Origin of the sequence: Geomonas anaerohicana (genome assembly GCF_016458305.1) — a bacterium.
In the GTDB taxonomy this organism is placed as follows: domain Bacteria; phylum Desulfobacterota; class Desulfuromonadia; order Geobacterales; family Geobacteraceae; genus Geomonas; species Geomonas anaerohicana.
Window position 1 is genome coordinate 1 of record NZ_JAEMHL010000030.1, and the last position, 7,246, is coordinate 7,246.

A 7,246-nucleotide genomic window follows, 5' to 3' on the forward strand; every position below is an offset into this window, starting at 1 on the left:
GCTAGAAAAACTCTTTTCTTGCATAGGGGAACTTTTTTGCCCTTGACCGACAGCCTTTAATGGGTGTCCCCTTTTCTCTTCGATGCCCCCTCCTGTATGCCCATTTGACCGGGGTCCAAAAAGATTGTGGTAATCTCTGACTGTTCTGATCCACCCAGAAGGCTTGCCATGCTCTCTCTAAAAAAACTTGAGGCTGAGGTCGCGTCCCTTCCGGATAAGGAATTGCGTAAGTTCAGCCAGTGGTTTGCACAGTACGAGGCAGAAAGGTGGGATCGAGCCTTGCGGGCAGACATTTCCTCCGGAAAACTCGATCACCTCGCGGAGGAAGCGCTAGCTCAGTTTGCCTCAGGCAAATGCAAGCCGTTATAGCCCATCATGCCTCTCCCGGCTTTTGGGATTGCTACGCCAAGCTCCCCTCCGAGGTTCGAACCCTCGCCGATGAAAACTTCTCACTTTTAAAGCGCGACCCTCGTCACCCTTCTTTACATTTCAAGCAAATCGATCGCTTTTGGTCCGTCCACGTCGGATTGCGGTACCGAGCTCTGGGGGTCTCAACCGCCGGTGGTGTGCTCTGGTTTTGGATCGGCCCCCATAAGGATTACGACCGCCTGCTCTCCTGAACAGGTTGCATAAAAGTAAAAGGGGCATCAAACTCGAAATCTGAATGATGCCCCGTCCTGTCCCGTGTCCTACCGTTACTTGTTCGTTATGAGCAGTGCCGCACTCCCCATCTCTTTCTCGTCGCCGGCTACGGGCGTTCTGAAGCGATCGGTCGTGTACCTCAGCCCGGCCTTGACGGTGTACAAACCGGGAGCCAACGCCGGGCTCCAGTTCAGCAGCCGTTCTTCGCCGGCGCGCACCGGAGCTTCATGCGCCCCCTGTGCGTCGGCCCGCGTCTGCGCATACCCCTCATAACCGGAAAGCTTCTTGTCCGCTTCCAGGAACGCCTTGTCGTCGGGGCGGGCACTGAAATTGGGCGCGAAGAGCCATTCTTTCCGGGCCCGACTTACCCCCTGACGATCCAGCACATCCACCGAAAGATAGACACCGCGAGAATTAGTGCCCGTCGGAACCGAATGTCCTGCGCCGATGTTGGTGACACTGAAAGAAAGGATGGCTTTGTCCTGTTCGCGCTGGATGATGGAGAGGCTCAACGAGCCGCCCAGGCGCTGCGAGGAGTGGCCACCGGTCCAGAGGTGCCGCCCGACTGCGACAGGAGCACCATCCGATTCCTCGGCAACTTTACGCAGGGTCCGAGGCATGTGGCAGTCCTGGCACTCTTGCGCACCGAGCCCCGGCTTGTGGAAGTCTTCACGCCACTCCAGGTAGGTCTGGTACTGCCCCCCCACGATCCTGGTGTTCGTCGTTTCGACATGACAGTGAGCGCATACCGCCGAGGTTTGCAGGGCAGGCTCGGCAACCGAGGCATGGGGTGCATTTTTCGACGGGCGGACGCTGCGTACGTTCCCCTCGGGCGTCAGGTGGCAGGTGGCACAGGTGATCGAGATCTCTCCCGCATTGACCACGTTGGGCAGCTGTTTCCCGACCTCATTCTTGCCGGGTATGTTGAAGGACCCGGCAAAATGACAGGAACGGCACCATTCCACATCGCCGCCGGAGGCAAGCGGCGTGAATTTCGAGGTGGCATGGGCGGTCGCCGCCGAAGAAACCGTCGCGGGTATCGAGTGATTCGCAGAATGATTATCGCTGCCGACACCCAGGGCGTATTCCTTAAAGAGTACCTGGTGACACTCTCCGCAGGTCTCCGACGGGGTTGCCGCCCCCTTGGGAAAGGTGACCGATTCCGCAAGAGCGATGGTTGAGATTGATACAAGCATTGTGACTACCGTGCCCATAAGCCTCAGACTTCTTTTCATAGGTTACCCTCTCGATGCTGGTGTGTTTTACCCGGCTGCGCTTTTCCGGACTGATATCAGTTAGGGGAGCATAGGCCCAATGTGCAACCATTCATAGCTACAGTTTTTATTTTTTTTATGGGAGCAGATTGGATAGTATGCGAGTATGCAGAGACGGCTGGCACGTCGCGTTGGCAGGCAGATCCTGCGTAACGGGCAGCCAAACCTTGGCAGTGACGGGGGCAGCATGTTCATCCTCAATAGCAGTGATCCGATGCCGCTGTACAAACAGCTCTACAATCAGCTCAGAGAGCGCATCCTGTCAGGCAAGCTAGCGGCCAACTCCAAGCTTCCCTCGGTAAGGCAGATGGCCGCAGAGCTTTCCGCCAGTTGCAACACCGTTGATGGCGCCTACCAGGAACTTTATGCCGAAGGGTACATCTACAGCAGGCCGCGCAGCGGCTATTTCGTGTCGACCATCGACCAGGTTGCACCGCACTCCCTGCCCGGCAAGAAGGGCAACAACAACCTCGTTGCCCCTTCCCAGTCCCGCTTTGCCTATGACTTCCATCCTGCCCGCCTCGATCCGGATAGTTTCCCGACCGAACTGTGGCGGAAATGTCTGACCGAGGGGCTGCGCCGCAACAGCCAGGAGTTCAGCCACTATGGCGACCTCCAGGGAAACTGGGGATTACGCTGCTCCATCCACAGTTACCTGGAAAAATCGCGCGGCGTGACCTGCGATCCGGATCAGATCATCGTCAGCGCCGGACTGCACCAGAGCCTTGAGATCATCGCGCACCTGCTGCAAGAAAAACACACGATGGTAGCGGTCGAGGATCCCGGCTACCACCTGCCCCGTGCCGTCTTCCAGAACCATGGCTATACGATCTGCCCGGTTCCGGTAGGTACGGGCGGAATCGAGTTGTGTCAGCTCAGGGCCGGCAGCGCCACCATCGCCTACGTCACCCCTTCGCACCAGCTGCCGCTGGGTTACGTGATGCCGGTGGCCAACCGGCTGGCACTGATAGAATGGGCGGAATCCGGTGGCAGGTTCATCATCGAAGACGACTACGACAGCGAGCTTCGCTACCAGGGGAACCCCATACCTTCCTTGCAGGGGCTGCGTCCGACCGGGAACATCATCTATTCGGGGACCTTCTCCAAGATACTCTCCCCCGAGCTCCGTCTGAGCTACCTGGTGCTCCCCTACTCCTTGCTGCCAAAGTACCGCCAACTCTACAGGGGCTATAACTGCTCCGTGTCGCTGGTTGAGCAGGGAGCGATGGGATGTTTCATGGAGCATGGCCACTGGGAGCGGCATATCCGGCGCATGCGGACGGTCTATAAAAAGAAGCACGACATGCTGCTGCGGTCGGTGGAGGCCCATTTTGGCAAACGGGCCGTCGTCATCGGCCAGGGCGCCGGGCTCCATGTCGTCATAAGGCTGCCGGAAACCCCCTGCAGCGAAGCGGAGATCATAGACAGGGCGGGGCAAAAGGGTATTCGGCTGCTCCAGTTTTCCGATTTCCGCGTCACCGGCCATCCTGAAGCGGTAACACTGGTGCTCGGCTTTGGTGGCATGGTCGGCAACGAGATCGAGCAAGGCATAGCCTTGCTCTCCCGGATCTGCTGAAAAAGAGGAAAAAAAGGGGACAGGCACTGGCCTGCCCCTTCTCCTCTTCACGTTGAAGGCGCCCTGGAGCGCGCGGTGAAGGTTTTCTCAGAAGTTCTCAGATTTTCTCCGTGGCTGATGGTTTAAGTTTAACAGATGCTGTGCATAGCCCCCTGCTCTTCTATCATTGCATCTCATTCTGACCATGTTCCGGACCTTTGCCGCGGTATGCATCGATGAAGGCCTTTGCCCGGACCGGATCAAAGGGGTCGAGACGGAGCATCTTGGTCCACGCCGTAAGAATCACCCCGTCTCCCAGTTCCGGCAGCGGGGTGACGATTATCCCGTCCCACTTGCCGCCATATCGCTTTTGCAATTTTTTCAGTTGAGCGAGCACGGATCGTGCTGGTGTTCCGTAATAGATGACTATGTTGCCGTGCTCCAGCGAGTGAACCAGCTTTTCCGGCGCTTGAGGAATCTTGTAGAAAGCGGGTTTGACCGGTTTGGGGTCGTGAGGGCCCGAAGTGGGGGGATAGTGGCCATATTCCCACTTCTCGCCGGGATCCAGGTGCGCTCTCCCTTCTGAACGGAAGGTCTGAACCTGTTCAAGCCCCTTAACGTCTGCGGGAGCATCTTCCTTGGGAACGGAATCATGAGCCATGGCGACCGACACGGTTAGAGCCAGAAAGGTCAGGGCCACGGTCAGCCGGAAGCATCTATTCAGCGAAGATGAAAGCATGATCGATTTCACTGCTGCTTGACGATGTCGACGGAGATCTCCACCGCCGGGATCGTCCCTTTGTTCTCAAGCCAGTGTATGGTGTTCCTATCCTCGGGCCACCCCACCCCCGGCCCGTACTCCGTCGCAACACCGTCGCGATGGTCAGTGATTGTGCCTTGCAGTACATAGACCGTGCCCGGTCTGTCTTTATGGTCGTGCATCGGTCCGAAGACACCTCCCGGTTCAATGGTCACCATACGCATTCGGAGCTGGCGCCCTTCCATTCCCTCGATCTCCGGGCCGAGATCCACCGTTGCAAGTAACTGCACCGAAACACCTTTCGTTTCAGGAACCTCCTCATTGCTCATAGCGATCTCCTCTTGTACGCAGAACCTGCCGGTCTAGTGGCATAGTCCCTATTTTAGCATTTCAAAGAAAAGGGGACAGGCTACTTTTCTATGTCCAACACTCTGGACTTAAAGTAGCCTGTCCCCTTTTCTCTTTCAGAAATCGAGGCGCGGCGGTCGAACCTGAACTCACTGCTGTTTCACTCGTCCTAGATGAGTCCCAGGGCGCTCTTGCTGAACACCTTGGCGTAGTAGTTGTCGTCAGGCTTTGCGAAGACGACGATGTTGCTGCCGGTGTCGAAGATCCGCTTTGGCTCGGCAATGAGGTCGAGCGATAGCGCGGTGAACAGGCTGTCCTGCTTGATCACCAGCAGTTTCCTGATGTTGTCGCTGTTCAGCATGTAGATGTTGCCCAACGCGTCATCGGATACGAGGTCGATGAAGGGATGACCGAGATTGCCGGTGTACGTGATGTCGTCGCTTGCCGAGGAGGACGAGACGAACATGTTGCCGGAACCGGTGACGACGCGGGTGCCGTTGAGAATCGCCCGGATGGGGGAGCCGAAAGTGTAACTGCCGTGGTAGCGGGAATCTACGATGTTGTCGATGCTGCCGGTAACCGTGTTCAGTGCCAGGCGGTGCATGTCGGCGGGAGACAGACCGCTGTCGAGTGCGTACGCCACACCGGCGGCGGGATTGTAGGTGAAGTCGCTGAGGGGATACCAGTAACTTTTCGTCGAGGCGATCTGGCCGTTTTCCAGGTTTATGGTCTCATAGGTGTTCGACGGCCCCCAGGCGCTGCCGTTGGCCACCAGCACGAATTTCGAGGAGATCGGCACCAGGGCGGTCACGGATATCAGCGAATCGGCGAGATAGGTCAGGCTCTCATCGGCCACCTTCAGCCGGTAGATCTTACCGGTGGAGTACCCGAGCAGCAGGGAGCCGCCCGAGGCCTCTACCGCCAGCGCCTGCGGCGCAGACTGCAACACGATATCCTTTTCGCGAATCAGGGTATTGGCGTTGTAGACGGCGACGGTCTTGGCACTGGAGTCGAAGATGTAGTATTTCTGGTCCACCTTGTCCTCGAGAATACTGGTGACAAACTGGCGGATCTTGGTGTAGCCGGGATATTTGTTCAGCCCGACCGTCAGGCTCAGGGTCCCGGTGCTGGCGGTCGAATCGGGGGCGGGCGCTGGGTCGAACAGGATCTCGGCCGCCACCTGTGCTCCGGCGATGACTTTGACGTCGACGGCTCCGACGTAGAGCAGAGCATCACCGCTAAAGACCTGTGCGCTGACATGCCAGTAACCTTGGGCGAGGTCGTTGACTGTGCCGGTTGCCACGTTATTTGTCACCGTCATCGGCTTCACCTGGTCCGGGTAGCCGTCTCGTGACAGGGTGGCGATGACATTGGTGATGGTCACGTCGCCGCCAGTCGTCGCCGCGACCGACTTCGCCGCCGACGTACCATTTTGCTGCAGGCTTGCCAGGTCTATCTGGAAGGATACGGCCCCGGTCGTGCCGCTTGCTGCCGGCGCCCCCCCTCCTCCGCCGCATCCGATAAAGGTTGCGACCAACAGCACACCCAGCAGGCACCACAAAGTTCTTTTCACATCCCCTCCTTTTCATCTCGCACCCCGACAGCTAAAGCCAAAGGTGGAGGCAGAATATCATGCCCGGCAGCACAGCCCAGGAAAGCAGGCAGTCAATTTAAAATAAAAGGAAATTCACCGCAATACTTTTATTAACGTATCTTCTCTTTGCCTCAATCCATGTCGGCACACAGTTCTTCTCGCCCGCCCCAGATCAGGTAGACGGCACTGCCGCGTTTGAAGGTGAATTGTTCCGGCGGGTTGGGATGGGAGCCAATCTTGATGGCGTCGACCTGCATGGAAATGTTCCAGTCCGGTGATGATGCCATGTCGTACTGAAGCAGGAAACAGGAGGTCTTCCCACTCTTTACCCGGATATAACTACCGGGGCGCAGGGCGTCTTCCTTGTCATAGGTGACGTCGACGAGGTTGAGAGGGATGGAGTGAGGTGCCACAGGCCCCAGGGCACGCACCGGCCGGAAGGTAACTCCCTTGCCGTTCTTGATGGTTATGGCTTTGGGGTTTATGACGACATCGTCGTCGTGTGCGCGGACATACAACTGGAGGAGGATCATCGGATCAGGTTGATCCGGGGCTTTGCCGGTTTTGTGGAACACCTATGGCGCAGCCTGCTACAACAGGAACAATGAGCAGCAGAGAAAGACTACGAAACGACATGAGCGGAAACACCTCCTGGATGGTAAGCTGTGGAGAGTCAAGAAACCACTGCAGCTAGGCTGCTTTAAATTAACGCCACCCCCTGTTCAAGCTAAATCTTCCCATCATCGACCAGTTCGAACCTCCCTGGGCGGCCGGTGACTTGCTCGGCGCGTCCGGTGACTCGCTCGGCGCGTCCGGTGACTCGCTCGGCGCGTCCGGTGACTCGCTCGGCGCGTCCGGTGACTCGCTCGACGCGTCCGGCGACTCGCTCGACGCGTCCGGTGACTCGCTCGACGCGTCCGGTGACTCGCTCGGCGCGTCCGGTGACTCGCTCGACGCGTCCGGCGACTCGCTCGACGCGTCCGGTGACTCGCCCGACGCGTCCGGTGACTCGCTCGACGCGTCCGGTGACTCGCTCGACGCGTCCGGTGACTCGCTCGACGCGTCCGGTGACT

The 7,246-nt window shown here is 58.1% G+C and carries 6 protein-coding genes and 1 pseudogene; 2 read left to right on the forward strand and 5 right to left on the reverse strand.

Annotated elements, in window-relative coordinates:
* Positions 1-695: 695 nt before the first annotated feature.
* Complete coding sequence (locus JFN91_RS21790; RefSeq protein ID WP_199391244.1) at positions 696-1,838, reverse strand: hypothetical protein; 1,143 nt, start codon at positions 1,836-1,838, stop codon at positions 696-698.
* Positions 1,839-2,103: 265 nt separating this feature from the next.
* On the opposite strand from JFN91_RS21790, the gene pdxR reads away from it, so the two are divergent.
* Positions 2,104-3,492, forward strand: a complete 1,389-nt coding sequence (gene pdxR / locus JFN91_RS21795; protein ID WP_199391245.1) for a MocR-like pyridoxine biosynthesis transcription factor PdxR — start codon at positions 2,104-2,106, stop codon at positions 3,490-3,492.
* 163 nt (positions 3,493-3,655) lie between these two features.
* On the opposite strand, the gene JFN91_RS21800 is transcribed toward pdxR, so the two are convergent.
* The 4 genes from JFN91_RS21800 to JFN91_RS21815 form a co-directional block, all read right to left on the reverse strand.
* The gene (locus tag JFN91_RS21800; protein WP_199391246.1) at positions 3,656-4,222 is read right to left on the reverse strand and encodes a DUF3105 domain-containing protein; all 567 of its coding nucleotides are present in this window, start codon (positions 4,220-4,222) and stop codon (positions 3,656-3,658) included.
* Positions 4,219-4,560 (reverse strand): cupin domain-containing protein, encoded by a 342-nt coding sequence (locus JFN91_RS21805; RefSeq protein WP_199391247.1) that lies wholly within the window; start codon positions 4,558-4,560, stop codon positions 4,219-4,221. The genes JFN91_RS21800 and JFN91_RS21805 overlap by 4 nt, the downstream gene beginning before the upstream one ends.
* Before the next feature lie 188 nt (positions 4,561-4,748).
* Positions 4,749-6,152, reverse strand: coding sequence for a hypothetical protein (locus JFN91_RS21810; RefSeq protein ID WP_199391248.1), 1,404 nt, complete (start codon positions 6,150-6,152; stop codon positions 4,749-4,751).
* A 152-nt stretch (positions 6,153-6,304) separates the two neighbouring features.
* The gene (locus tag JFN91_RS21815) at positions 6,305-6,748 is read right to left on the reverse strand and encodes a hypothetical protein (RefSeq protein ID WP_199391249.1); all 444 of its coding nucleotides are present in this window, start codon (positions 6,746-6,748) and stop codon (positions 6,305-6,307) included.
* Positions 6,749-6,951: 203 nt separating this feature from the next.
* Between JFN91_RS21815 and JFN91_RS21820 the strand changes: the two are divergent.
* Positions 6,952-7,246: pseudogene (locus JFN91_RS21820) on the forward strand (hypothetical protein); the annotation flags it as partial.

Coding starts and splice junctions, on each gene's coding strand:
- JFN91_RS21790 (WP_199391244.1), bottom strand. CDS start 1,838: ATGCTTGTATCAATCTCAACCATCGCTCTTGCGGAATCGGTCACCTTT.
- pdxR (WP_199391245.1), top strand. CDS start 2,104: ATGTTCATCCTCAATAGCAGTGATCCGATGCCGCTGTACAAACAGCTC.
- JFN91_RS21805 (WP_199391247.1), bottom strand. CDS start 4,560: ATGAGCAATGAGGAGGTTCCTGAAACGAAAGGTGTTTCGGTGCAGTTA.